This window comes from Sphingopyxis sp. Soil_C_28, from assembly GCF_057657055.1.
In genome coordinates, this window is record NZ_JBDGJE010000002.1 from 891,733 (window position 1) to 913,974 (window position 22,242).

Consider the following 22,242-nt stretch of genomic DNA (forward strand, 5'->3'; position numbering starts at 1 on the left):
ATGACGGACCTCAAGGATCCCGACCTTTATGTAGGCGGCATGCCCTATGCCGAACTTGCGGCGCTGCGCGAAGCGGGATCGGTCCACTGGAACCCTGAAAGCGACGGCGCGGGTTTCTGGGCGGTGCTCGGTTTCGACGATATCTTGACGGTTTCACGGCAGGCCGACCTCTTTTCGTCCGCGCATGAAAATGGGGGGCATCGCATCTTCAACGAGAATGAGGTTGGCCTGACCGGGGCAGGGGAGTCGGCGATCGGCATTCCCTTCATCTCGCGCGATCCCCCGACGCATACCCAATATCGCAAGTTCGTGATGCCGGCGCTCTCCCCAGCGCGGCTCGAAGGGATCGAGGCGCGGATCGCCGAACGCGTCGAGCGCCTGTTCGCCGACGTGCCGCTGAACGAGACGGTGAACATCTTGCCGCTCCTCACCGCGCCGTTACCATTGCTCACCCTCGCCGAACTGCTCGGGGTGCCGGCGGAGATGTGGCACGATCTCCACCGCTGGACCGATGCCTTCGTCGGCGAGGACGATCCCGATTTCCGCCAGTCGCCCGAAGCGATGCAGGCCGTGATGGGCGAGTTCGTCGGCTTTGCCTCGGCTCTGTTCGACGAACGCCGCGTCAACCCGGGTCCCGACATCGCTTCGCTGCTCGCGAACACCGAAATTCACGGGCAGCCCGTGCCGCTCGGCGATTTTATCGGCAATTTGATCCTCGCGCTCGTCGGCGGCAACGAGACGACGCGCAATTCGATCAACCACAGCCTGATCGCCTTTGCGAACAACCCGGCGCAGTGGGACATGATCCGCGCCGACCCCGGTCTGCTGTCGAAGGCGGTCAAGGAAATGGTGCGCTATGCCAGCCCCGTCATCCACATGCGGCGCACCGCGACCCGCGACACCGAACTCGGCGGGCAGGGGATCCGCAAGGGCGACAAGGTCGTCGTCTTCTACCCCGCCGGCAACCGCGACGAGGCGGTTTTTTCCGACCCCGATCGTTTCGATATCGCGCGCCCGATCCGCCAGCATCTCGCCTTCGGCGCGGGCGTTCATGTCTGCGTCGGATCGCGCCTTGCCGAAATGCAATTGCGACTCGCCTTTACCGAAATGGCGCGTCATGTTCGGCGCATAGAAATCATGGGAGAGCCGAGCCGGGTGAGGTCGAACTTCATCAACGGCTTCAAGCGGCTCGATGTCAGGCTGATAGCGTGAAGCAGGCGAGCGTCTGGGACAATAAGGAGATTATCTGCGACGTCCTCGGCCGCGCGCCCGATGTCGAGATGGGGTCGATCGGCGACGGCTGGTCGCTCTGCCGCTGGCGCCAGTTCGTCGGCACCTATACGCTGCCGGCGTTGCCGCAGCCGATCTTCACCGTCCATCTCGCGGGCAAGCCGCAAGTCAAGACATGGGACCGCGATGGCTGGACGACATCGAGTTCGATCCCCGGCTGTGCGACCATCGTTCCCGCGGGCATGCCGACCGGCTGGCTCGTCGATGGCGAGCTTGACGTCGTGACATTGTCGATGTCGTCCGATGTGCTCGCGGGGCAGCCGCATGCCGAACAGTTCAACAAGATGCGCTTCGCCTTTGCCGATCCGCTCGGCGTTGCTCTCACGCGGCAGATCCTCTCCGAACTATACGCACCGCAGGCGGAGGAGCGCACCGCCTATGTGTCGGCCATGATAGGCGCGTTGAAGGCGCATATCCTCTCGGGCCCGCCCGCGCATGGCAACCCGACCGAAATTCCGGTCTCGGATTTCTCGGCCTATCGCATCCACAAGATCATGAACGCAGTGCTCTCGAATCCCGCCGAGGAACATAGCCTCGAGGCGATGGCGGCGGTCGCGGGGGTCACGCCATCGCATTTCTGCCGCCTGTTCAAAAAGGCGACGGGTATCTCGCCGCATCAATATGTGATGAAGGCGCGGCTCGATCGAGCGCAGCAGATGCTCGTCCAGACCGACCTCAGCCTTGCCGCCCTGTCCGAAGCGACCGGCTTTACCAGCCAGAGTCATTTCAGCCGCGCCTTCCGCGCCTGGTTCGGCATGTCGCCGAGCGACTATCGCCATCAGGAACGGCGCGGGCTTCATTGAACGGAGAAAAAAGATGACCGAAGCGATGGCGGCCGTGGTGCGCCAGCCCGGCGGCGACTTCACGATCGAGGCAATCGAGGTCGAGGCGCCGCGCGCAGGCGAGGTGCGCGTGCGTATCGCGGGCGTCGGCCTCTGCCACACCGACCTGATCTTTCGCGATCAGTTCGCACCCTTCGCGCTGCCCGGCGTACTCGGCCATGAGGGCGCAGGGGTGATCGACGCAGTCGGCGAGGGCGTCGATGGCCTGAGCGTGGGAGACGCGGTCATCGTCGGCTTTTCGAGTTGCGGCGCCTGCCCGCGCTGCGACGACCATCTGCCGAGCTATTGCCAGAGCTTTGTGCCGCTGAACTACGCCGGGATGCGGCTCGACGATGGTTCGACCGCCTATTCCAAGGGCGATGAGCGCATCACCTCGCACTTCTTCGGTCAATCCTCCTTCTCGGCGCTCACCGTCACCCGCGCGCGCAACGTCGTGAAGGTCGATACATCGAAGGTCGCGCTCGAACTGCTTGGGCCCTTGGGCTGCGGGTTCCAGACCGGTGCGGGCGGGGTGATGAATTCGCTCGCCTGCCCGGCAGGATCGAGCATCGCGATCTTCGGCGGCGGCCCGGTCGGGCTGGCCGCGGTGATGGGCGCTGTTATCCAAGGCTGTTCGACGATCATCCTCGTCGAGCCGATCGCGGCTCGACGTGAAATTGCGAAGAATCTCGGCGCGACGCATGTCATCGACCCCGCGGACGCCGGCAACCTCGCCGAAGCGCTGCGCGCGATCGTCCCCGTCGGCCTCGACTTCGCGTTCGACACCAGCGGCGTCGTGCCCGTTATCGAGGCGGGTCTCGCCGCTCTCGGCAGCCATGGCGCGATCGGGCTGGTCGGCGTGCCATCGAAGGCCGACGCTGCGATCAGCGTCAATATCGCCGCGCTGATGACCCCCGGCCACCGCATCATCGGAATCATCGAGGGCGACAGCGATCCACAGACCTTCATCCCCGAACTGATCGCGCATCACGCGGCGGGGCGCTTCCCGTTCGACACACTGATCCAGACCTTCCCGCTTGCCGAGATCAACGAGGCACTGGCCGCGCAGGCGCGCGGCGAGTGCATCAAGGTCGTGCTGATACCCGGAGGAGAGTGACGATGGATTTCGACCGCGACTATGCAATGCTGATCGGCGGCCAGCTCGATAATGGCAGCGCCCGTTTCGACGTGCTCAACCCTGCGACCGAGCAGGTCATTGCCAGCGCCCCCGATGCGGCTAAGGCCGATCTCGACCGCGCCATCGCCGCGGCGCGCGCCGCCTTCCCCGGCTGGGCCGCGACCCCGATCGCTGAGCGCAAAGCCGCGCTGAACGCGATGGGCCATGCGATCATGGCCAATGCCGATGCCTTCAAGCGCCTGCTCACCGCCGAACAGGGGAAGCCGCATAGCGAGGCCGAAGGCGAGGTCATGGGTGCCGGCTACTGGTTGACGGGTGCCGCCAGTCTCGACCTGCCGGTGACGGTCAATGAGGACAGCGACGAGCGATACAGCGAGACGCGACATGTCCCGCTCGGCGTCGTCGGTGCGATCGCACCGTGGAATTTCCCGCTGCTGCTGGCGATGTTCAAGGTTGGCCCGGCGTTGCTCGCGGGGAATTGTATGGTGCTGAAACCTTCGCCATTCACTCCGCTCACGACCCTCAAATTCGGAGAGCTGGTCAAGGATCTCCTGCCGCCCGGTGTGCTCAACATCGTCGCGGGCGGCGATGCGTTGGGGCCGTGGATGACTAGCCACCCCGGCTTCGACAAGATCAGTTTCACCGGCTCCACCGCGACCGGCCGCCGCGTTATGCAATCGGCCGCGCCAACGCTGAAGCGCGTCACGCTCGAACTCGGCGGGAACGATGCCGCGATCGTTATGCCCGACGTCGATGTCGAAAAGGTCGCCGAGGAATTATTCTGGGCCGCCTTCCGCAACAATGGCCAGATCTGCATCGCGACCAAGCGCATGTATGTCCACAGGGACATTTACGAGCCGCTCAGGGACGCGCTCGTTGCCTATGCGAAGACGGTGAAGGTTGGCGACGGAGCAGAACAAGGGACGCAGATTGGCCCAATCAATAACGAAGCCCAATACCATCGTGTGCTCGACCTGATCCAGGACGCAAAGGACAAGGGCTATACATTTCTTGTCGGCGGCGATGCGGCCGATGTGCCGGGCTATTTCATCCCTGTCACCATCCTCGACAACCCGCCCGAAGACAGCCGCATCGTGCAGGAGGAGCAGTTCGGCCCGGTTCTGCCGTTGATCAGATTCGACCATTATGACGATGTCGTCGCGCGCGCGAACGCGACGGATTACGGCCTCGGCGGCTCGGTGTGGGGAAGCGACGAGGACAAGGCGATCGACATTGCGCAGCGAATCGCGAGCGGGACGGTGTGGGTCAACGAGACCCAACACCTGTCACCCACCGCGGCCTTCGGCGGGATGAAACAGTCGGGCGTTGGTGTCGAAGGTGGTCTCGAAGGCCTGCTCGAATATACCAATGCGCAGACCGTCGTGCGGCGAAAGCCGGTGGCTTCCCAAGTTTAAGGGGCCCCAAAGCGGATCGAAAAAGCGCATTTATGCCCCCGGAAGATTAGCCATTTGCGCCGGCGTCACCACCGGCTCGTGTCGATCTTTTCGCTCCGAATAGCGGTCAACCAGCTGACCGGCATGGCCTCGGGTCAGCACCGTGAACCGCACGAGTTCCTCGGCGACATCGACAATCCGGTCATAATAGCTCGACGGCAGCATGCGGCCCGCTTCGTCGAACTCCTGATAGGCTTTCGCCACGCTCGACTGGTTGGGGATCGTGATCATGCGCATCCAGCGGCCAAGGATACGCAGCGTGTTCACGCTGTTGAACGACTGCGAGCCGGCAGAGACTTGCATCACCGCGAGCGTTCGCCCCTGCGTCGGGCGGAGGCCCTTGTAGGCGAGCGGTAAGTGATCGACCTGTGCCTTCATGATTCCGGTAATCTGGCCGTGACGCTCGGGGCTGCACCAGACCTGGCCCTCGGACCAGATCGAATGCTGGCGCAGCTCCTCCACCGCCGGATGATCGTCGTCGGCGATTAGATCGGGCAGAGGCAGGTCCGACGGGTCGAAGATGCGCGTCTCGCAGCCGAACAGCTGGAGCAGGCGTGCGGTCTCTTCGACGACCAGCCGCGAATAGGAGCGTTCGCGAAGCGATCCGTACAGCAGAAGAATGCGCGGTGCTGGATCGAGCGGGCCGAGCCCGAGCGCCGGCTGCGAACGGATATATTCGGGGCTCAGCGCCGGGAGATGGTCGGAGTCGGCGAGCGTGCGAAGGCGGGAGAAGGGCGAGGCCGTCATGAAGATCAGTCTTTCGCGGGGGTGGAGGCCGGAAACCAGCGGCGTCCGAACCAGAAGGCGACGCTGACCAGCAGGATCAGCACCGGCACTTCGACGAGCGGTCCGATAACCGCTGCGAAGGCAACCGGCGAAGCAAGGCCGAAGGCGGCGATCGCAACGGCGATCGCGAGTTCGAAATTATTGCCCGCGGCAGTGAAGGCGACCGCTGTTGTACGCGGATAATCGGCTTCGATGAGCTTGCCCATCCAGAAGCTGATGACGAACTGAACGACGAAATAGATGGTCAGCGGAATCGCGATCTGCACGACGTCGCCCGGAATAGTGACGATCTCGCCTCCCTTCAGGCTGAACATCGCGACGATGGTGAAGAGCAGCGCGACGAGGGTGATCGGCGCGATCCGCGGCAGGAAGCGCGTCTCGTACCATTCGTTGCCCTTGGCACCGGCGAGCCATTTGCGGGTGAGATATCCGGCGGCGAACGGAATGCCGAGATAGATGAGGACCGCCTCGGCGACAGTCCAGAAGCTGACGTCGATGACACTGCTTCCGAGCCCAAAGAGTGGCGGGAGCACGGTCAGGAAGAACCACGCATAGACGCTGAAAAACAGGATCTGGAAGATCGAGTTGAAGGCCACGAGCGCGGCGACATATTGATTGTCGCCCTTCGCAAGCTGGTTCCAGACGATCACCATCGCGATGCAACGCGCGAGGCCAATCAGGATCAGGCCGGTCATATATTCGGGTTTGTCCGACAGGAAGATCACCGCGAGCGCGAACATGAGCACCGGACCGATGATCCAGTTCTGGATCAGCGAGATGGCGAGGATCCTCTTGTCCTCGAACACCCGCGGCAATTCATCGTAGCGAACACGTGCGAGCGGTGGATACATCATCAGAATGAGGCCGATTGCGATCGGGATATTGGTCGAGCCCCACGAGAGGCTGTCGATCGCGGCGGGGAGCCCGGCGAATGTCGAGCCCAGCAGCACGCCTAGCGCCATCGCGAGCAAAATCCACAAGGTGAGATAGCGATCGAGGAACGACAGGCGTTCGCGCTTGGGTAGGGTCATCGAAACTCTCCTCAGGCGCCGAGGCGATTGCCGGCGTCGTCGATCACCTGCTCGCCATCTTCCTTGGCGAAGGCGCCGCGCTGGCGCGCCGGGATGAGGTCGAGGACCTCCTCCGAGGGACGGCAGAGCTTCACGCCGAGCGGCGACACGACGAGCGGCCGATTGATGAGGATCGGATGCGCCATCATCGCGTCGATTAGTTGGTTCTCGCTGAGTTCGGTCCGCTCCAGTCCGAGTTCGGCGAATGGTGTGCCCTTTTTGCGTAACAGTTCGCGCGGCGTGATTCCGGCTCGCTCGATCAACTGGACGAGCAACTCCCGTGCCAGCGGCGTCTTCAGATATTCGACGACATGGGGTTCGATGCCGGCATTGCGGATCATCGCGAGCGCGTTGCGCGAGGTTCCGCAGTCGGGATTATGATAGATGATGATGTCGGTCATGAGCCAGTTTCCGTCAGCAGCAGGCCAGTTCGGCGAGTAGTGGCTCGCACAACTCCGCCCGGCCTTGGCAGCAGTCCTTGGCTAGGAAGAGCATCAGGTCCTTCAGTCTGCCGATCTCGGCGTGCTGGATAAACTGGCGTCCGCGCTTTTCCGGTTTGACCAGCCCTGCCCTGGCAAGGACCGCAAGATGCGTCGAAAAGGTGCTCTGCGTGAGCCCCGATGCGTTGACGAGCTGACCGGTCGACAGCCCTTCGGGTTCATGCTGGACCAGTAAGCGAAAGGCTTCCAGTCGGGTCGGATGTGCCAGCGCAGCGAGCGCGGCAAGGGCTGTATCCATGTCCATTCATCGGGATTATCCGATATATATACTCCCGTCAACATTCATCGGAAAAATGCGATGCAAATGGGTGGCAACCTCCGCTTTCGTTGCCACCCTCGCCGGAAGTTGCTCGTCCGATTTCGGCCAAGTCCGGCGATAGAATAGCCGAAACTCCATTCTCCGAGTCCGACCGTTCGGCACGCCCCGCTGTGTCTGATCAAAAGTCTGGCCGGTTACGAGTTGAGCGCGCACTGTCCGCCTCGCCACGCTTCTCGCGGAGAAGCTGGTTGGTACGGAACTGCGCGTCGCGACCCGCCGGAAAATCCGCCATCCGCACAGAGAGCGAATAGACCAGTCCACGCGCGTGTCCGATCTCGGCCCGAACGATACGGGCGCAATTGCCTTGCCGCGCGAGCAGGAATGGCCGGGGATTGACGGGAGCGGCATTCCAGCTGGCGCGCACGGTGTTCCCGATCTCGACCATCGCCTGATCGATGGCGAGGTATCAGGTCTGGCGCGACACCTTGGTCCATGGCACGGACCGTCCCTGCGCGTCCCACCCCCAATAGATTTGCCCGACAGGCAGGTTGCGGCTGATTTTACCGCCGTCAGCGGCGAACATGCGCGCCGGCTCGCCAAAGCGCTGGCGAAGCTCGGCCAGCACATCGTTCAGCAACGGGGCGGCCGGGCTTGGGGTGTACCGATCGCCGAATGTCTGATCCGATCCGGCAGACCAGATGCGCGGCGCATTGGGCGGCGCGGGAAGGCGCATTTTTGATACGCCGTATCGTCATATTCCATCTGCCGGGCGCTGGGGTTGCCCTCGCGCCACGTGAAGCCTCCGGCGCCTGTGGCCTTGACGCTCTGCACCTCATGTCCGACGGTTTCGCTTTTCCAGATGCGCGTGAAGCCGGCGAGATTGGGATCATAATCCTTGCTGCCGCGCGTCGGCGTGCTCACGCGCCGGATCGAATATATCTCTGCACTGGCGGCGCGGGCGCTATTCATCCTGTCGCCCTTCGAGGCCTGGAGAATGTAGCCGTAGTTGCCCCCGTCAAAGAAGAATAGGCTATCGGCGCTCGCGCAACTTCCCATATAATCGGCGATATAGAGGCCTTGCGCGATCGGCAGCGACGTCTGCGACCCGGCGGCGGGGCTGGATAGAATTGGGAAGGACGCCTGTCAGGCAATGTCAGCCACAAGCCCTTCGGTCAGCCAGCTGCCGAGCCACGCTCCGCTGAGCGCCACGCCTTCGCTCTCGCCCATCTTGTCGACCAGTTGCGCGCAGAGCGCCGCAAAAGACAGGCCATTGCGCGTCAGCAGGATGCCCCGTTGTTCGGCACTGTCGATGATACGAAATCGTGAAATTTCGTCTTGGCGCCAAGTCATCAGTGCCGCTTGCTCCCGCAAGAGCGCGGCGGCTGGCGGCATTTCTTCCATGGTAAGGGCGGTCCAGATTTCCGGCGCATTGGTTGTCAGCGGACGCAGATCGAGCGTCGGCGTGAAACGCAGGACAGCATGATCCCAATCGACCTGCGCGATGCGTTCGGCAGCGAGCGTTTCGGTATCGGGCCCGACAAAGGCCTCGGCCAATGCCAATTCGAGATCCGCCAGTTCGCCTACTTCGGAATCGTCCGGATAAAGCAGCGCGAGCGTCGCGGGGAAATCGCGCGGATAAGCGTCGAGCGTCCAGCTGCTCGGCTGCACGCGCTCGACATGACGGACGATCGCATCATGGAAAGCCTCACCGCCGATCCACTTGCGCGTCTGCGGGAAGCTGTCTTCCAGGCAATCCGCAAGCTGTGTCCGGAAATTATTCTGGTAGATGGCCAAACCGGGCTGTGCGCGGGGTCCGAAAAGCATGGCGTCGTCCGCCGCTCCGGTCTGCAACCATGCGCTGAACGCGCGCTGCGTTTTTGCGAGACTCATGCCGCCAATGGCCGCGCTGCCGTGCCGATCGCGCGGGCGTGGTCCAGTTCGGCAAGCAATTCGTGCAGCGGCGGGATCGCGGCGTCGCGCTCGATCATCGTCGCGGCCGGCCCGAGGCGCGGCAGGACATGCGCGTACAAATCCCATACAGACGGCGGCACGGGGCTGTCATGCGTATCGATCAGCATCGCGTCTCCTTGCGAATGACCGGCCAGGTGGATCTGGCGGACGCGTTCGTGCGGGATGCCCTCGAGATAGGCGATCGGGTCGAAACCATGGTTGGTGGCGCTGACGAAGATATTGTTGATGTCGAGAAGCAATCCGCATCCCGTGCGTGCGCACATAGCCTCGAGGAATCCCCATTCGCGCATCGTGTCGCCATCGAACGCGACATAGGTCGACGGATTTTCGATCAGCATCTGCCGGCCCAACATGTCCTGCGCCTGGCCCACATTTGCGCAGACGATGTCGAGCGCTTCGTCGGTGTAGGGGAGCGGCAGGAGATCGTGCGAATTGAACCCGCCAAATTGCGTCCAGCAAAGATGGTCCGAAACGAACAAGGGCTCGGTTTCATCGACAAGCGCCCTTAGTCGCGCAAGATAGGCCGCGTCCACGCCATCGGCCGAACCGACCGACATCGACACGCCGTGCAAGGCGACCGGATAGCGCTCGCGTATCTCCTGCAGGATGCGTTTCGGGCGGCCGCCGTCGACCATGAAATTTTCCGAGATGACCTCGACAAAATCAACCGCCACGCGCTGTTCGAGAAATTCGGGGTAATGCGGCTTCCGCAGACCGAGGCCGAAGCCGGAGAAGGAAGGGATCATCGGGACCTCATAGAATAGAAGGAAGTCGGTCCGGCGGGCGGGGGGGGGAGGAGACCCGCCGGACCGGAGGTGATTACTTCTCGGTCAGGCTGCCGCCGGCGGCGGCGCATTTCTTGGCGGACATGGCCTTGAAACCCTGGCCCTTGCAGCTGTTCAGGCCCTTGCATTCGTTGTGCGCGGTCTTGCAGTCCGAGGTGCCCTTGCAGGTGTTGATACCGTAGCAATGGACAGTGGTGGCACCCTTGGCGACCGCCGCCGTCGGAACGGCTACAGCGCTCATGGCGATGAGGGCGGCGGAAGCGGCAATGCTGGTGCTGGCGCGAAGCGTGATCATATCGGTCTCCTGAAGAATATTTCGCCGGATTGGCCTCTCCAGTTCGTGGCGGACTGCACCGCGGTTACATCACCAGCCTAAAGGGCGAGGCCCCGTCAAAGCTCACGCACAGGGCCGCAGTCGCGCAGATCGACGATAGGGGCGTGCGCGACGATTTCATCCACAAGGCGAAGCAGTTGTGCGCCGCACATCACCCCTTTGTAACCACCCGTCGATTGTCTGCGAACTCCTGGTCATGCCCGCCCTGTGAGTGGGCATCCCGCCTTTCAGGAGAATTATGATGACCAGGACCTATGCGACCGTCGCGGCAACGCTTGCGCTCGCGATCGCTGCAACCGCCACCAATGCCTCCGCCGCGCCCAAGGCCATGGAGAAATGCTATGGCGTTTCGCTCGCCGGAAAGAATGACTGCAAGGCCGGCGCGGGAACGAGCTGCGCGGGCACGTCCACGGTGGATTATCAGGGCGATGCGTGGAAGCTCGTGAAGGCCGGTACCTGTACCTCGATCAAGACACCCAAGGGCAAGGGATCGCTGATGCCGAAGGCCTGATGCGCCACGGTCCATGTGACCGACGGGCAGCGAGACACGTCGCCCGTCGGTCACCCCTTCCAGAATGTCGTCTCTTCTCACAATTCCTGCTTGCCGCCCGGTAACCTTCTCGTGCGTCTCGCCGAAACCCATCCCGACGGCGCTGCTGGATAAGTGGTGCCGATCGACGGACCTCGCCCGAAAGGCTTTGATGATGAATCGCTTAGTCGCATTCTACGACCGCGGTGTGGGGATCGCCGCCTCGCGCATTCCAGAAGCCGCCGCCTTATTCCTGCTCCGCCTTGCGCTTGCGGGCGTATTTTGGCGATCGGGGCAGGCGAAGGTGGTCGAGGGCAGCTTCCTTCAGATCAACCCTTCGCAATATGACCTGTTCGCATCCGAATTTTCGGGGCTGCCGCTCGATCCTGCGCTCGCGGTACCGCTGACCGCCTATGCCGAGCATTTCTTCCCGGCCCTGTTACTTCTCGGTCTTGCTACGCGCTTCTCGGCCGGCGCTTTGCTGGTGATGACGCTCGTCATCCAGATATTCGTCTTTCCCGATGCCTGGTGGCCCGTGCACTCGTTATGGGTAGCGATGGCGGCGATATTGATCGTGCGCGGCGGTGGGCTGTTTTCGCTCGACACGCTGGTTGCTAGAGTGCGCGCGCAATGAGCCTCGACGAACCTTCGCTGGCGCGCCTGATGGCTGCATCGCAGCGAGGGGACCGTGCGGCCTATCGTGCGTTGCTTGGGGATTGCCGCAAATGGCTTGAACGCTATTTCTCGCGCCGGATCGCGCCGCATCACATCGACGACCTGGTGCAGGAAACGCTTGCTTCGATGCATCGCAAGCTTGCGACATGGGATAGCGGGCGGCCCTTTTTGCCCTGGATTGCGGCGATCGCGCGCTATCGCTGGATCGACATGCTTCGTCGTCAACGTGACGAAGCGGAACTCGGTGATAATGACGCGCCCGTCAGCGCCGAGGATGAGGCGGTGCACGCGCGGCTCAGCATCGACCGGCTGCTCGGCTATCTGACGCCGGGACAAGCGCAGGCGATCACTTTGGTGAAAATCGAGGGTGCCTCGATCACCGAAGCATCGAAGATTTGCGGCCAGAGCGAATCGCTGGTGAAAGTGAACATACATCGCGGGCTCAAGAAGCTTGCCGATATGATTGAAAGCGAATGAGAATGACCGACGCATCGACCGACGCGCTGATCGACGGGCTCGCCGACGAACTCCAGTCGGTGCGACCGCGACGATTGGTCCGCGGCGGGCTCTGGGTCGCGGCAGCATGGATTGCCGTCGGCACGCTGCTGTTGTGGCTGCTCGGAATGCGACACGATCTTGCGGCGGGCGCGATGATGGCGCCCTTGCCGATGCTGTCCTTCTGGCTGATTGCTGCCCTCGGCGTGTCGGCCGCGTGGAGTGCGCTGCGCATGGGATTGCCGGGGGTCGGGCACGATTATAGCGGCTGGCGCTGGGCCGGGCTGGCATCGCTTGCGCTACCGGTCACTGCCCTGTTCATGGGGTTCGGCGACAGCCATGGCGCCATGGAAGCGATGCGTCCCCAGAGCGGCCTGCGCTGCACGCTCGACGGGCTGGTCGGAGGGCTTGGCGTCGGGATGGCGCTTTTCTGTTGGCTGAAGGGTAGTGCGCCGACGTCGCCAGCACGTGCAGGCTTGGTAATTGGAATCGCCGCCGGAGCTGCCGGCGCGACGATCCTCGCACTGCACTGCTCGTCGGAAAATATGGTCCACATAGGCGTCTGGCATGGCTTGGTCGTTATATCGTCGGCGGCAGCGGGTCGGCTCCTTCTCACACCGCTGCTGCGCTGGTAGTGAAAGTAGGCGGACCAGGTTTCGGCGGCTCCGACCTGCCCCAATCAGCGAGTGAGGCAGGCCGGGCACGGATCAATATCAGCTCGGCATCAAAACCGTGTCGATGACGTGGATGACGCCGTTCGACTGCTTCACGTCGGCGATGGCGATTTGGGCCTGGCCGCCCTTGGCGTCGGTAACATACCATTTGCCGTCCTTGCCCCAGACAGTCAGCTTGGCGCCCTGAACGGTCGTCAGCACGGCCTTGCCGCCATTCGCCTTGGCCTTTGCGGCCAGATCGGAAGCGGTCAGTGTGCCGGGTACGACATGATAGGTCAGCACCGCGGTCAGCGTCGCCTTGTTCTCGGGCTTCAGCAGCGTGTCGACGGTACCGGCGGGAAGCTTGGCAAAGGCCGCATTCGTCGGCGCGAAGACCGTAAACGGACCGGGGCTGGCAAGCGTGTCAACAAGTCCGGCAGCTTTCACTGCGGCGACCAGCGTCGTGTGGTCCTTCGAGTTCATGGCATTTTCGACAATATTCTTGGTCTCGAACATGGCTGCCCCGCCCACCATCGGATTGGCGGCGATGGCGACGCCGCCACCGGCGACCATCATGAAAGCAGCAAGCGACACGGAGATTTTGGAAAGTTTCATTGTACGATCCTCTGGTTGGTTGCAGGTCTGCAGATGCAGAGTGCGCCGCAGATACGGCGCCGGACACCAGTCGGATGCGCACCAACTTCAGATTATCATGATTTTACCCGCTGCGACCGGCGACCCGCTTGGCGCCCGATGCGGAGTCTTCGACACCGGTTCCATGGTGATCGCCAGTGTCGCGCCGTCCGTGATCAGCAGGCGGTGCGGCGGAGGCATCGTCATTTCGGCGCGCGCCGCACGGCCGATCTGGCCCAGCGACACCGGGGCTCCGCCGTCGGGAATGATCCAAAGCTCGGGTGCCAGCGATCCAGGCTCGATGCCCTCGATCCGGAGCTGCATCAGGCCATTGCTTTGGTCGTAACGCGCAAGGACCAGCGGTCCGCCCGCGTCGCTTTCGATCCGGGCGACGGCAAGCTGCGGCGCGGCAGGCCCTGGAGCCGGTACGGGCTGGAAGAACAGCGCGAAAGCAAGCGCCGCGGCGATGGCGCCCGACGCAAGTGCGCCGGCCTGCCAGCGTCGCAGCCGCGTTTCGATCGACGTCACCGAAGGCTGTCGCCGTTCCGACAGGCGCGAAGCGATCGCGTCCCACACCGCGTCGCCCGGCTCTGCCGCTTCCCATTCACCGTGAAGGGGCGAAAGCTTGGCTTCCCAAGCCGCGACCAGCGCGGCGAAGTCTGGATCGCGCAAGGATAACTGCAGCGCATCGGCGCGCGCCTGTCCTTCGAGCAGGCCGAGCGCCAATTCGGCGGCTAGCGCATCGCGCTCCCCTTCGGGCGTCAGATGGTCATCCATCGCCAAGGCAATCCTTCAGGCGGAGCAATCCGCGTCGTATCCAGCTTTTCATCGTTCCCAAGGGGATATTCTCGCGCTCCGCAAGCTCGGCATAGGTCGCACCGTCGAAGAACGCCGAGCGAATGCACAGCCGTGTGCGCTCTTCGAGCTCGTCGAGGCAGCGGCGTAGCTGGTCGCCACTCTCTGTTGCTATCAACAGCTGATCGGCACGCGGGCCTTCGTCGGCTACGGCGAAAGCGGCCTGTTCGGGCAATGTGTCGCGTTGCGCTCGGCCGGTGACCGACCGGCGCCAGTCGATCGCGCTATTGCGCGCGATCGTCGCCAGCCAGGTGATGGGGCTGGCCTGCGCGGCGTCGAACCGCCCCGCGCGCTCCCAAACCTTGATGTAGACGGTTTGCAAAACATCCTCCGCGCTGGCCCTCTCGCCACAGATACGGAGACAGATTCCAAATAGTTTCGCGGACGTCATCGTATAGACGATGCGCAAGGCGTTCGTTTCGCCGTTTGCCACGTCGCTCAATGCGGACACGAGCCTAGCTCGATTGCCGTCTGCATCGTATGGCGAACCTGTTGCACTCACGGGACAAGCTGTACGCGCCTCGTGAGATTAGACAAGTGAGCGATCAGCCATGCAGGGGGCGTCGCTTCGGAAAGAAGGCGATAATGTCCCGATGCCCGAAACATTCGCGCTTCGAAAGTGATTCAGGAAAGGTTCGCGGACGGAGAGCTGTCTATCGCGATTTCTCCTGCTCGAGATGTTGCCGGCGCAACACGCAGCTAAATTGCGGTGCCGGGCGATTTCAGTGCGACCGACCTGATGGCTCAGACTTCAGTTGCGAACCAGGTTAATCTGATCGTCGCCGCGCCGTCGCCCACGGTCAGCAGCTCAACTTCTGGGACGGCCCAAACATGACCGCCAACGGCGCTGTCGATGGCGGCAGCGGAACATGGTCGAGTGCGGGCACGGCCACCGCCGGATGGGCGACCAGCCGTTTCTCGGCCTTTTCCGAAACCGGCGCGGACGCCCTAAATTTGTCCGGCACCGGCAGCCGCGACAAATTGACTCGCTACGGCATCGGGGGCTTCACACACTATAGCGGGGCCAGCGGCTATTTCGATCTGACCGCATATTATGTTCCGGGCGACCGCGACGATGCCCGCGCCACGCTCAGCATGGGCGGATCGCCACAAGCCTTTACGGTGTTGGCCCCGCGCGGTTCGAAATCATCCGTTCATGTGAGCGCAAGCAGCCAATACAACGTGACCGAAAGCCTGTCGTTGGGCGGAAATGTCGGCGTCGATCGGGGATCGGATGAACGCGATGTCCATGGCCATGTTCGCCTAAGCTATCGGTTTTAAAGGCAGGCGTCGGTTCAAGCTGGAATGCTGACAGGGCGCTTGTTCCGCCACGGCCGCTTTACGGTCGCGTGGAACAAAAGCTGAATGTCTGCAAGCGGCCAGAATTGACCATTGATGGCAGCCCAGGTCGGTCCGGACGACAGCAGGCAATTGCAATGGGCATTATGCAAATATTGCTGCACAGGCCCGACCTGAACTATCGGCGCAACAGGTCGGTTTTGATGCGTGTGAACAAGCGGGCCATGGCATTTTCGGTTTCCAGATCCGGGGTGCGGTTCATCAGCACGATGATGGCATCACCCTGCTTCCGGTCAAAGTAGAAGCTGGTGTAAATTCCTTCGTCCGATCCGGCATGACCGGTCATCCCGTCGCGATCCCGCCAGAAAAACCGTTGCCGATCGTCGACGCTGGACGGTAGCTGCAGCTTCATCATTTCCTCAAAGGAAGCAGGCGAAAGCAATCGCCCGCTGCCCGTCTTGCCCTGCGCCAACAGGCTTTGCGCCAGCAGCGTCAAATCGCGCGCCGATGCATTCACGCCGCCATCGGGATAATTGGGGTTGCCGAACTGCGGATAGGGTTTGATGCGGCGATCGCTGCTCGCCGGACGGAATATCTTGCCGATCAGGTAATTGCGCTTGGGTTCTTCTGTGCTGGCGCAAAGGCTGGTGTAGGGGAGGCATTGATACACTTCATATCGGGTCGCGAGCTTGCCGGCGGGATAGTCCGCCAGCACCCACGAACTGTTCGCCATTCCCAGCGGCGCAAATATGTTATCTTTTGCCAACGCGGCGAGCGGCGCTCCGCCCGCACGCTCGGCGACCGCCCCCGCGACCCCGGCACCCAGATTGCTATATTCGCGTACCGTCCCGGGCTTTGCATCGAGATAATGAGCACCTCCGTCGTATCGGGCGCCTTCGGGCGATAGGAGGCTTCGCAAATACAGGGCCAGCGGCCTCGGCGAATCCGCACCGGGCTGATAATCTGCGGTGTCATAAAAGTCGGCGATGCCCGACGTATGCGTCGCAAGTTGGCGGAGGGTGATCGGATGCCCCACGGCGTGGGGATTCTCGACACGAAACGGCAGCAGGCCGTTGATGTCGGCATCCAGATCCAGCCGTTCCTTGTCGCGCAATTGCAACAGGACGATCCCCAGGATCGGTTTACTGATCGAGGCGATGTTCATCGGGGTGTCGGGCGTCATCGCGGTGCGCGACCAAAGGTCGGCGAACCCATAGCCCCGCATGTGAACAATTTTTTGGTCCTTCACGACGGCTATCGCGAGGCCGGGAATCGCCTGTTCGTCGATCAGCGCCGCCGCAAAGTCCTCGAAGCTTTTCGCCGCGTCCGAAACCACCGGCTGCCGTGGCGCAAGAAGCCAATAACCCATGCTGGCGGCCGCGAGGACGAAGAAAAAGTAGAGCGTTCTTTTCATGATTTCGCCGATCCCAGTTCGAACAAATCCCAAAATCGATCGGCCATGCTTCGGTGTTTGAGGGCGGCGATTCCGATGTCCAGCACATCGCCGAGGTCGGTGCCGATATCGCGGTTCAGTCGCTCGAAAACCTCTGCCGCTTCCATATTATACGCATCGAGAAGGCCGGCCTGCGCCGTGCCGACGTCGGTCAGCACATATTCGATGCGGCGCCGGTCGGTTTCGTCGGCCCGCTTGTCGATGATGTGCAGCTTTCCGAGCGTCGCGATATGTTGCGCGACCGTTTGATGGGGGTGCTGCAGCGCGCGCGCCACTTCGGTCACCGACGCCGGCCCGCGCTTGCTCAGAAAAAGCAGAGTGGACGAGCAGCTGACCGGAAAAATCATGCCTTTGTGGGCGTAAACCTCGGTCACCTGACCTTGGATCAGAAACGCAAGGTCGAGCAGCTTCTTTGCTGTGTAAGCCTTCTGAATTACCGGATTGTCGTAGAATTCGCGCTGGTTCATGGATAACGGATAAAGATATGCAGGGCATTGCGCAACAGGCTGCGTAATTTTTCATGAAGAGGTTTCTGACCAGATGGTCATCGATCGGCGCGCCGCGCAATTCTACAGCGGCGCCGAAAAGCTATCATCTCGCAATGAGGAAAAACGGCAGCTATGGCCAAGTCAGGATTCCAAATTGGCGGTTAAGCTTTGCGTTACTGGAATGAGGGTGAGAGCGAAGGCCGCGGCGAACCCAAAACTTGCGTCTTGAGACCAGGCATAGCTGGTCGCTCCAAGAATCCCGCCGGAGACAAGGGCAAGCCAAAGCAGCAAGTAGGGAATCCAGGCCGTCCTACTGCCGCCCAATGCCGCATCGGCAAGCCTATGTCCGAGTTTGACGAGGGTGCCGGTCATATAGGTGACGCCGATACTGACCTCTCCGTCGCGGCGGAAGATCGTGTTGGAAGCGCCCATCGCGACGCACAGCAAACCTGTAGCAGGGACATCGAACCCGGCCCATTTGCAGCCGGCGGCACCTAAAAGAAGCGCCGCGACGCCCGATATCGCCACGACCTTGCGATGGGCGAATGTGATCCTTTCCGACACCATGATGTTGAGGAACACGCCGGCAACGAAGAGGGAGATCAGAACCGCGGCCGCCAGGGCCAGAGCAGTCGCTTCCGCAATGCCGATGGCCATTCTGGTCGAGTTGCCGCTCATGAACGAGACGAACAGGCCGCCAGATGCCAGGAATCCGATGGCATCGACAAATCCCGCCAGCCCCGCGAGGCAGAATGCCAGTCTTTGAAAGCTTCTGTTGTACCGGATCATGGACGCTTCGATAGCATTGGTGTGACGGCTGTGTCTCCACGCCGTTGATCGACGCCAGCGGGCATCATTCTTTCGGCCAGCGACGGCCACATATGGAAAGCAAGCGCGAAAGTCCGCTTCTCGGACCGTCGCTTGTAGGCCGACCGCCACTTCGCTGATGTCCGACGCCATCGGGGCAGGCACTACCCTTACGGATGTTTCCAAATAGGGCTGAAGCGCGAGGCAGGCGAAAATCTACGAACCGAAATCCTCGGGTTCTGCCGACCTTCTGCTGGGCTGCGACCCTTCGGAGGAAGAGGAGACAGATGATGTTGAAGAAGACAGACGGGCTGGGCCCAGCGGAAGAAGCGTCCCTTGCAGCGGTGTGCCAAGCTCTTCTTGAGCTTCGCGCGAGGCGGCTGCTTCCGCGCTTTCGCCTGCCACAATTTCTCCCTTCGGAATCTGCCAGGCACCGCGATCGCGCCCACGCCCATAGGGTCCGCCGGGATGAACGAGCAAGACTTCCACGCCCCCGCCCTTCAACCGATAAAGCAGTATCCCGGCACTTCGCGCCGTCATCGACCGCGGTCGCTGTTTGTCGGCATCGATCCTTTCTCCCGATTATCGCATCGACCGGTTCGCTCCGCGAGACTTCGGTTCCGCCGGGTAGGCATTGCTGAAAGGTAACGCGCCCTTCGCGCCCCGGCCACGTGAGGAATCTACGTATTTCGCGACCTGACGCTTTCGCCCAATCTCTGGCCACGCTTAGGACGAAGGAGGCCAATATGGATATGCCTGATGTCGAAAGGTCGCTTGCGAAACTCGGCGTGCCGCGCCGGATGCGCAAGAAGATCGAGCGCGTTTCGCGATCGCCCAAGTTTCGCGCGGCGGCAGCGCTCGTTCCGCTTCTCACCGCAGGCCTCCTCGCCGCGCGAAAATTTGCGCGCAAGGGATCCTGACGGTGGCGCCGTCGAATCCCGAAGACCCGATCGAGCGTGAGCGCGAGCACGCGGCTGCGCTCGGGCTGTGGCTCGTCTATTTCGCCTTCGTCATTTTGGGGTCGGTCTGGTTCTTTATCTTCCGGCTCTAACCGGCATCGCCCGGGCCTGGGCGCCACATCCTTGAACAGATGCGGCGACGGCCTGGTTGATTAAAGTCAATGACCTTTGAAGATGCCGTGTCCATGCCTTTCCAAAGATACAAGAAAAGGGAGCTGTCGATGGCGGAAACCAGGAACCGATCGGACATGTGCCAGTCCCGTCCGATCCATGTCGATGTGCTGATCGTCGGCGCGGGTATCTCGGGCATCGGCTCGGCCTATCACCTCCAGCAGCAGTGCCCGGGCAAGAGTTACGCGATCCTCGAGGCGAAATCGACCTTTGGCGGGACATGGGACACCCACAAATATCCCGGTGTGCGATCGGACTCGGACCTCTACACCTTCGGCTATCGCTTCAAACCCTGGATCGGCGCACCGATCGCCAGCGGCGCCGAAATCCTCAAATATATGGGCGAGGTGATCGAGGAGAACGAGATCGGCGTCCATATCCACTATGGCCATCGCATCACTGCCTGCCACTGGTCGAGCGCTACCAATCGCTGGACGATCGAGGCCCTGCGCGCTTCGGATGGCGCGGCGGTCACCTTCACGGCCGGCTTCCTGTGGATGTGCCAGGGCTATTATGATCATGAGAAGCCCTACATCCCCGATTGGCCCGGACTCTCGAATTATGGAGGGCAGTTCATCCACGCCCAGCTCTGGGATCCGGCGATCGATTATGCGGGCAAGCGCATACTCGTCATCGGTTCGGGCGCCACCGCGGCGACCATCGTGCCGGCCTTTGCAGAAAAGGCGGCGCATGTAACGATGCTCCAGCGTTCGCCGACCTATTTCTATTGCAGCGAGAACAGGAACGAACTTGCCGACCGGCTTCGTGAGGTCGGGATCGACGAACCCACGGTCCACCGCGTCGTGCGGGCCCAGATCATGCACGACCAGGATCTGATGACGCGGCGGTGTCAATCGGAGCCCGACGCCGTGTTCGAGGATCTGAAAGCGCTGATCCGGGCTTATTCGGGCGATCCCGACTTTGCGTTCGAGCCGCATTTTACGCCGAAATACCGGCCTTGGCAGCAACGACTCGCCTTCTGCCCCGAGGGCGACATCTTCAAGGCGGCGACCCAGGGGAAGCTCACGGTCCTCACCGATATGATCGACCACTTTACCGCGACGGGTGTCCGCACGGTCGGCGGGGAGGAGATCGAGGCCGACATCGTCGTGGCAGCCACCGGATTCAATCTGTCGGTGATGGGCGGAATCCCATTCGATATCGACGGCACGGCGGTCGACTGGGCGAAGACGATCACTTATCGCGGGATGATGATGACCGGTGTGCCCAACCTCGCTTGGGTCATGGGCTATTTTCGCGCCAGCTGGACGCTCAGGGTCGACATGATGGGGGATTTCGTCTGCAACCTCCTCAACCATATGGACGACATCGGCGCAAGGAGGGTCGAGGTTGCGCTGCGGCCCGAAGATGAGGGCATGCAGGTCCTGCCGTGGATCGAGGAAGATAATTTCAGTCCTGGCTATCTCATGCGCGGCCTGGACGCGATGCCGCGGCGTGGCGATAAGCCCGAATGGCGCCATAATCAGGACTATTGGGCGGAGAAGGACGCTTTTCCGCGGATCGACCTGCGCGGAGCGGAGTTCGTCTATGACGGTGAGCGCTCGGGGACGTCGGCTCGCACTGGTACGGAAATTGCGGCCTAATGGCGCGGCCGCGCCGCGAGGCCGGCCGGGGGCATAGGCCTGCCACCATACAGGCGTCCGTCCGGAGCGGATCATGACGCTCGCCCATCAGCTCGGTCTCGCCACCCTCGTCGTCGGCGTTACTGTCGTCGTGCATCTCGGCGGGTTGGCGCTCCTCTTGGCTATCCTGCGCCGCTACCGGCGTGCTTCGCGGCGCTATCTCGTCATTCTTCTCAACGGCGGCGCGATTCTCGTTGCCGCGTTCGGGCTGTTCGCGCTGCACTCGGCCGAAATCTGGATCTGGGCGGGAATCTACCAGCTTCTCGGCGCCTTCACGGACTTCGAGCATGCCCTGTATTTCTCGACATCGACCTATGTCACCATAGGCTATGGCGATATCGTCCTGCCGCCGGGGCTGCGCATCTTCGGCGCGATCGAGGGCGCGAGCGGGATCATCTTGATCGGCTGGTCAACGGCCTTCTTTTTCTCGATCGTCGATCGCATGAAACTCCTCGAACGCAGTTTCGATAGCGATCATGGCCGATGACATAGCGGCGCCCCGGACCCGGCATGGCTGCTCAGCCCCATGGCCAGTCAGTGCGGATGGCACTGGATCTTTAGCCATGGCCGTGAGCCACAGCGCCCCCAGTTGAAGATCGATCCAGTCCGCGGCAAAGGGATCGAGCCCGGAACCCGGATAGAGACAATATTCCCCGAAATAGGGCCGGCCCCCGATGTCGTAGAAGTCGATGCGAAGAAAGTTCATGTCGCCGGCTAGCGTCTCGGCTGCCTCCAGCATCGCGGCCAGTGACGGTGGCGGAGGCGGTTCATCCGCGGACCTGGCGAGTTGCCGCCAGCTGCGGTCGCGAAGGACCCATCGATGCCGGCGGCCGCGCCCGAGGTGCACCTGGACATGCGTCGCGATACCCCCGAACACATATATCTTATAGTCGATCGGCAGCGGCAGTGGGCCGCCAAGCAGCGGTTCGGCGAGGATGCCGCGCGGAACGTCGCGATAGGCCCATTCGTCGAGCCAGCGCCCATAGGGCCTGCGCTGCCAGCGACGGGGCCATTCTGCGCAGTCGCTGCCATCGTTCACAGTCGGGCACTGCCGTGATGACCCGATATTGGTTGCAGCCGTGACGCGACTTGATGATCGCGGGGACCGGAAACGGGATAAGCCAGGGCAGGGCCGTGCCTTGCCAGAGCGTCGGCACGATCCACTCATCGCCCA

31 protein-coding genes are annotated in these 22,242 nt (G+C 62.3%); 13 read left to right on the forward strand and 18 right to left on the reverse strand.

Annotated features, from left to right (window positions below):
* Genes AC3A43_RS12515 through AC3A43_RS12530 form a run of 4 tightly spaced genes read left to right on the forward strand, consistent with a single transcriptional unit; the run spans window position 1 to window position 4,664 of the window.
* Complete coding sequence (locus AC3A43_RS12515) at window positions 1-1,212, forward strand: cytochrome P450 (RefSeq protein ID WP_487792860.1); 1,212 nt, start codon at window positions 1-3, stop codon at window positions 1,210-1,212.
* A complete protein-coding gene (locus AC3A43_RS12520) occupies window positions 1,209-2,093 on the forward strand; it encodes a helix-turn-helix domain-containing protein (protein WP_487792861.1) in 885 nt (294 codons plus the stop codon). The genes AC3A43_RS12515 and AC3A43_RS12520 overlap by 4 nt, the downstream gene beginning before the upstream one ends.
* Before the next feature lie 13 nt (window positions 2,094-2,106).
* A complete protein-coding gene (locus AC3A43_RS12525) occupies window positions 2,107-3,228 on the forward strand; it encodes an NAD(P)-dependent alcohol dehydrogenase (RefSeq protein WP_487792862.1) in 1,122 nt (373 codons plus the stop codon).
* Between the two features lie 2 nt (window positions 3,229-3,230).
* The gene (locus tag AC3A43_RS12530) at window positions 3,231-4,664 is read left to right on the forward strand and encodes an aldehyde dehydrogenase family protein (protein WP_487792863.1); all 1,434 of its coding nucleotides are present in this window, start codon (window positions 3,231-3,233) and stop codon (window positions 4,662-4,664) included.
* Window positions 4,665-4,694: 30 nt separating this feature from the next.
* Here the strand turns inward: AC3A43_RS12530 and arsH are convergent, their stop codons facing one another.
* From arsH to bufA2, 10 genes are all read right to left on the reverse strand, one after another.
* Entirely contained in the window at window positions 4,695-5,450 is a 756-nt protein-coding gene (gene arsH / locus AC3A43_RS12535; protein ID WP_487792864.1) for an arsenical resistance protein ArsH, read from the reverse strand.
* A gap of 5 nt (window positions 5,451-5,455) precedes the next feature.
* Entirely contained in the window at window positions 5,456-6,520 is a 1,065-nt protein-coding gene (gene arsB, locus AC3A43_RS12540; protein WP_487792865.1) for an ACR3 family arsenite efflux transporter, read from the reverse strand.
* Between the two features lie 11 nt (window positions 6,521-6,531).
* Window positions 6,532-6,960, reverse strand: coding sequence for an arsenate reductase (glutaredoxin) (gene arsC, locus AC3A43_RS12545; protein ID WP_487792866.1), 429 nt, complete (start codon window positions 6,958-6,960; stop codon window positions 6,532-6,534).
* Window positions 6,961-6,973: 13 nt separating this feature from the next.
* A complete protein-coding gene (locus AC3A43_RS12550; protein WP_487792867.1) occupies window positions 6,974-7,303 on the reverse strand; it encodes an ArsR/SmtB family transcription factor in 330 nt (109 codons plus the stop codon).
* A gap of 193 nt (window positions 7,304-7,496) precedes the next feature.
* A complete protein-coding gene (locus AC3A43_RS12555) occupies window positions 7,497-7,763 on the reverse strand; it encodes a hypothetical protein (protein ID WP_487792868.1) in 267 nt (88 codons plus the stop codon).
* 21 nt (window positions 7,764-7,784) lie between these two features.
* Entirely contained in the window at window positions 7,785-7,955 is a 171-nt protein-coding gene (locus AC3A43_RS12560; RefSeq protein WP_487792869.1) for a hypothetical protein, read from the reverse strand.
* Entirely contained in the window at window positions 7,949-8,287 is a 339-nt protein-coding gene (locus AC3A43_RS12565) for a hypothetical protein (protein WP_487792870.1), read from the reverse strand. The genes AC3A43_RS12560 and AC3A43_RS12565 overlap by 7 nt, the downstream gene beginning before the upstream one ends.
* A 174-nt stretch (window positions 8,288-8,461) precedes the next feature.
* Window positions 8,462-9,208, reverse strand: a complete 747-nt coding sequence (locus AC3A43_RS12570) for an HvfC/BufC family peptide modification chaperone (RefSeq protein ID WP_487792871.1) — start codon at window positions 9,206-9,208, stop codon at window positions 8,462-8,464.
* Complete coding sequence (gene bufB, locus AC3A43_RS12575; protein WP_487792872.1) at window positions 9,205-10,035, reverse strand: MNIO family bufferin maturase; 831 nt, start codon at window positions 10,033-10,035, stop codon at window positions 9,205-9,207. Before bufB ends, AC3A43_RS12570 begins: the two co-directional genes overlap by 4 nt.
* 73 nt (window positions 10,036-10,108) lie before the next feature.
* Window positions 10,109-10,369 (reverse strand): BufA2 family periplasmic bufferin-type metallophore, encoded by a 261-nt coding sequence (gene bufA2 / locus AC3A43_RS12580; RefSeq protein ID WP_487792873.1) that lies wholly within the window; start codon window positions 10,367-10,369, stop codon window positions 10,109-10,111.
* 280 nt (window positions 10,370-10,649) lie between these two features.
* Here bufA2 and AC3A43_RS12585 point away from each other — a divergent pair, with 280 nt between their 5' ends.
* The 4 genes from AC3A43_RS12585 to AC3A43_RS12600 all read left to right on the forward strand — a co-directional run bounded on the left by AC3A43_RS12585 (window position 10,650) and on the right by AC3A43_RS12600 (window position 12,742).
* Entirely contained in the window at window positions 10,650-10,919 is a 270-nt protein-coding gene (locus AC3A43_RS12585; RefSeq protein WP_487792874.1) for a BufA1 family periplasmic bufferin-type metallophore, read from the forward strand.
* 193 nt (window positions 10,920-11,112) lie between these two features.
* Window positions 11,113-11,571, forward strand: a complete 459-nt coding sequence (locus tag AC3A43_RS12590; protein ID WP_487792875.1) for a DoxX family protein — start codon at window positions 11,113-11,115, stop codon at window positions 11,569-11,571.
* On the forward strand, window positions 11,568-12,089 hold the full coding sequence (locus AC3A43_RS12595) for a sigma-70 family RNA polymerase sigma factor (protein WP_487792876.1): 522 nt from the start codon (window positions 11,568-11,570) through the stop codon (window positions 12,087-12,089). Before AC3A43_RS12590 ends, AC3A43_RS12595 begins: the two co-directional genes overlap by 4 nt.
* A gap of 2 nt (window positions 12,090-12,091) precedes the next feature.
* Entirely contained in the window at window positions 12,092-12,742 is a 651-nt protein-coding gene (locus tag AC3A43_RS12600) for an NrsF family protein (RefSeq protein ID WP_487792877.1), read from the forward strand.
* A 78-nt stretch (window positions 12,743-12,820) separates the two neighbouring features.
* On the opposite strand, the gene AC3A43_RS12605 is transcribed toward AC3A43_RS12600, so the two are convergent.
* The 3 genes from AC3A43_RS12605 to AC3A43_RS12615 all read right to left on the reverse strand — a co-directional run bounded on the left by AC3A43_RS12605 (window position 12,821) and on the right by AC3A43_RS12615 (window position 14,750).
* The gene (locus AC3A43_RS12605) at window positions 12,821-13,375 is read right to left on the reverse strand and encodes a fasciclin domain-containing protein (protein ID WP_487792878.1); all 555 of its coding nucleotides are present in this window, start codon (window positions 13,373-13,375) and stop codon (window positions 12,821-12,823) included.
* A gap of 87 nt (window positions 13,376-13,462) precedes the next feature.
* Window positions 13,463-14,170 carry an anti-sigma factor gene (locus AC3A43_RS12610; protein ID WP_487792879.1) on the reverse strand — a complete coding sequence of 236 codons (708 nt, stop codon included), beginning with the start codon at window positions 14,168-14,170 and terminating at the stop codon, window positions 13,463-13,465.
* Complete coding sequence (locus AC3A43_RS12615; protein ID WP_487792880.1) at window positions 14,163-14,750, reverse strand: sigma-70 family RNA polymerase sigma factor; 588 nt, start codon at window positions 14,748-14,750, stop codon at window positions 14,163-14,165. The genes AC3A43_RS12610 and AC3A43_RS12615 overlap by 8 nt, the downstream gene beginning before the upstream one ends.
* A 329-nt stretch (window positions 14,751-15,079) precedes the next feature.
* On the opposite strand from AC3A43_RS12615, the gene AC3A43_RS12620 reads away from it, so the two are divergent.
* Window positions 15,080-15,529 carry a hypothetical protein gene (locus tag AC3A43_RS12620; RefSeq protein WP_487792881.1) on the forward strand — a complete coding sequence of 150 codons (450 nt, stop codon included), beginning with the start codon at window positions 15,080-15,082 and terminating at the stop codon, window positions 15,527-15,529.
* 196 nt (window positions 15,530-15,725) lie between these two features.
* On the opposite strand, the gene AC3A43_RS12625 is transcribed toward AC3A43_RS12620, so the two are convergent.
* The 4 genes from AC3A43_RS12625 to AC3A43_RS12640 all read right to left on the reverse strand — a co-directional run bounded on the left by AC3A43_RS12625 (window position 15,726) and on the right by AC3A43_RS12640 (window position 18,835).
* On the reverse strand, window positions 15,726-16,961 hold the full coding sequence (locus AC3A43_RS12625) for a serine hydrolase domain-containing protein (protein ID WP_487792882.1): 1,236 nt from the start codon (window positions 16,959-16,961) through the stop codon (window positions 15,726-15,728).
* Entirely contained in the window at window positions 16,958-17,467 is a 510-nt protein-coding gene (locus AC3A43_RS12630) for a MarR family winged helix-turn-helix transcriptional regulator (RefSeq protein WP_487792883.1), read from the reverse strand. Before AC3A43_RS12630 ends, AC3A43_RS12625 begins: the two co-directional genes overlap by 4 nt.
* 162 nt (window positions 17,468-17,629) lie before the next feature.
* Window positions 17,630-18,277 carry a YoaK family protein gene (locus tag AC3A43_RS12635; protein ID WP_487792884.1) on the reverse strand — a complete coding sequence of 216 codons (648 nt, stop codon included), beginning with the start codon at window positions 18,275-18,277 and terminating at the stop codon, window positions 17,630-17,632.
* A gap of 234 nt (window positions 18,278-18,511) precedes the next feature.
* On the reverse strand, window positions 18,512-18,835 hold the full coding sequence (locus AC3A43_RS12640) for an NUDIX domain-containing protein (RefSeq protein ID WP_487792885.1): 324 nt from the start codon (window positions 18,833-18,835) through the stop codon (window positions 18,512-18,514).
* Between the two features lie 206 nt (window positions 18,836-19,041).
* Here AC3A43_RS12640 and AC3A43_RS12645 point away from each other — a divergent pair, with 206 nt between their 5' ends.
* The 4 genes from AC3A43_RS12645 to AC3A43_RS12660 all read left to right on the forward strand — a co-directional run bounded on the left by AC3A43_RS12645 (window position 19,042) and on the right by AC3A43_RS12660 (window position 21,555).
* Window positions 19,042-19,215, forward strand: coding sequence for a hypothetical protein (locus AC3A43_RS12645; RefSeq protein ID WP_487792886.1), 174 nt, complete (start codon window positions 19,042-19,044; stop codon window positions 19,213-19,215).
* Window positions 19,216-19,217: 2 nt separating this feature from the next.
* Window positions 19,218-19,346, forward strand: coding sequence for a hypothetical protein (locus AC3A43_RS12650; RefSeq protein ID WP_487792887.1), 129 nt, complete (start codon window positions 19,218-19,220; stop codon window positions 19,344-19,346).
* Window positions 19,347-19,475: 129 nt separating this feature from the next.
* The gene (locus AC3A43_RS12655; protein WP_487792888.1) at window positions 19,476-21,029 is read left to right on the forward strand and encodes a flavin-containing monooxygenase; all 1,554 of its coding nucleotides are present in this window, start codon (window positions 19,476-19,478) and stop codon (window positions 21,027-21,029) included.
* A 73-nt stretch (window positions 21,030-21,102) separates the two neighbouring features.
* Window positions 21,103-21,555, forward strand: coding sequence for a potassium channel family protein (locus AC3A43_RS12660; RefSeq protein ID WP_487792889.1), 453 nt, complete (start codon window positions 21,103-21,105; stop codon window positions 21,553-21,555).
* Here AC3A43_RS12660 and AC3A43_RS12665 read toward each other — a convergent pair.
* Window positions 21,478-22,107, reverse strand: coding sequence for an ATP-grasp fold amidoligase family protein (locus AC3A43_RS12665; RefSeq protein WP_487792890.1), 630 nt, complete (start codon window positions 22,105-22,107; stop codon window positions 21,478-21,480). The two genes, AC3A43_RS12660 and AC3A43_RS12665, sit on opposite strands and share 78 nt — an antisense overlap.
* Between the last annotated feature and the right edge of the window lie 135 nt (window positions 22,108-22,242).